This is a genomic window from Mesorhizobium sp. M7A.F.Ca.CA.003.01.2.1, from assembly GCF_003998945.1.
In the GTDB taxonomy this organism is placed as follows: Bacteria; Pseudomonadota; Alphaproteobacteria; order Rhizobiales; family Rhizobiaceae; genus Mesorhizobium; species Mesorhizobium ciceri.
Map to the genome: position 1 here is coordinate 1 of NZ_RZRA01001094.1, position 1,674 is coordinate 1,674.

Annotated in this window: 3 protein-coding genes; 2 read left to right on the forward strand and 1 reads right to left on the reverse strand. The window is 64.3% G+C overall.

The window, feature by feature from the left end; genetic code table 11:
- A partial coding sequence (locus EN969_RS30055) for a LysR family transcriptional regulator (RefSeq protein WP_164758623.1) occupies window positions 1–565 on the reverse strand: 565 nt, incomplete at its 3' end.
- 134 nt (window positions 566–699) lie between these two features.
- Here EN969_RS30055 and EN969_RS30060 point away from each other — a divergent pair.
- Both EN969_RS30060 and EN969_RS30065 read left to right on the forward strand, forming a co-directional pair.
- Window positions 700–1,338 (forward strand): DsbA family protein, encoded by a 639-nt coding sequence (locus tag EN969_RS30060; protein ID WP_024504444.1) that lies wholly within the window; start codon window positions 700–702, stop codon window positions 1,336–1,338.
- 37 nt (window positions 1,339–1,375) lie between these two features.
- On the forward strand, window positions 1,376–1,674 hold a 299-nt coding region (locus EN969_RS30065), incomplete at its 3' end, for an NAD(P)H-binding protein (RefSeq protein ID WP_127419678.1).

Genomic DNA, 1,674 nt, shown 5'->3' on the forward strand with positions numbered 1-1,674 from the left:
ATCTTGCCTGGTGCGGCGTCAGGTCGGGCGGCAGGCTCGCCGCGAAGCCAGGGCTCGCCACCACGATTTGCCGGATCGTCCCCAGCCGCCGCGCCTGGTTCGAGGAATCGGTGAGCCAGCCGACGCGGATGCCGAGATCGATCTGCTCGTCCACCAGATTGCTGACGGCGTCGTCGAAGATCGCCTCGACGCGCATCTGCGGATAGGTTCTGAGATAGGCCGCCATGACCGGAGCCACCATCTTGGTGCCGTAGTCGAGCGGCGCCGTCAGCCTCAGCGTTCCGCTCGGTTCGACGGCCCCGCGCGAGATTTCGCCATAGGCGGCCTCCGCTTCCCGCAGGATGATCATCGCGCGGTCATAGAAGAGGCGCCCCTCTTCGGTCGGCGTGACACGCCGGGTCGTGCGCTGCAGCAGCGTTGCGCCCAGTTCCTCTTCGAGCTTGCCGATCTGATGGCTGACCACGGCCTTGGCGACGCCAAGCCGGTTGGCTGCGGCCGTGAACGAGCCGGTTTCCATCACCGTGGTGAAGTAGGCGAGCCGATTGAGGTTCAGAAGTTCGGCCAAGCTGGCTGCCATTTGTATGATCAGATCATACAGTTTGTATTATTGGGTGCCATTTATCGCAAGACCCCCACCTGCCACATATCAGCCAACGGCATTCGATCAAGCCGGCAGCCGGATCATGGGTAGCAGCGATTATGAACAATTCAGAAGTGACCTATCTTTTCGATCCGCTCTGCGGCTGGTGCTATGGTGCCACCCGGATGCTCGGCCGGTTGTCGGCCGCCGGCGTGCGCGTCGAGCTGCTGCCGACCGGCCTGTTTTCCGGCGCCGGCGCGCGTCCGATGGATGAAGGTTTTGCGGCGCACGCCTGGGCGAACGACCAGCGCATCGAGCGCCTGACCGGACAATCGTTCACGCCGGCCTACCGGCACAATGTCCTCAATGTCCGTGGCACCCTGCTCGACTCACATGCCGCCACACTCGGCATCACTGCCGCTGGCCTGGAGGACCCTAGCCGCCGGTTTGCGGCGCTGAAGACGATCCAGCATGCGCGCTATGTAGAAGGACGCGATGTCGTGACGATCGGCGGTGTGGCCGAGGTGCTCGCCGCCGACGGCATGGCGGACGCCGCCGAAATGCTCAAGGCGCCGACCGAAACATTGCTGGCGGCTCACCGCGATCAGGTTGGCCGTGGCCGTGCGCTGTTCCAGCGCCTGCATGCCGATGGCGTGCCTTCGCTCGCGGTCATCCGCAACGATGCGCCCCGGCTCATCGGTTCGAACGCGCTGTTCGGCAGCTTCGACAATCTCGTCGCCCACATCGCGGCGGCGTGACCCCATCCTCCAGACCCCCAAGCATAAGGAAACAGACATGGCAAAAGTCGCTCTCATTGGTGCATCGGGCGCTGTCGGTTCGCGCCTTCTCAGGGAACTCTCCGATGGCGGCCATACCGTCACGGGCATCGCGCGCAACCCGGAAAAGATTGTCGCGCTTCCGGGCGTGACGGCCAGGAAGGGCGATGTCTTCGACACAGAAGGTCTCGCGGACCTGATCCGCGGCCATGACGCTGTGATCAGCTCTGTGCATTTCCTGGATAGCGATACCGATGCACTGATCGAGGCGGTGCGCGCCTCCGGCGTGAAGCGCTATCTCGTCGTCGGCGGCGCCGG

Excerpts from the sequence above, each read along its gene's own strand:
- EN969_RS30060 (WP_024504444.1), top strand. The coding sequence starts at position 700 with ATGAACAATTCAGAAGTGACCTATCTTTTCGATCCGCTCTGCGGCTGG.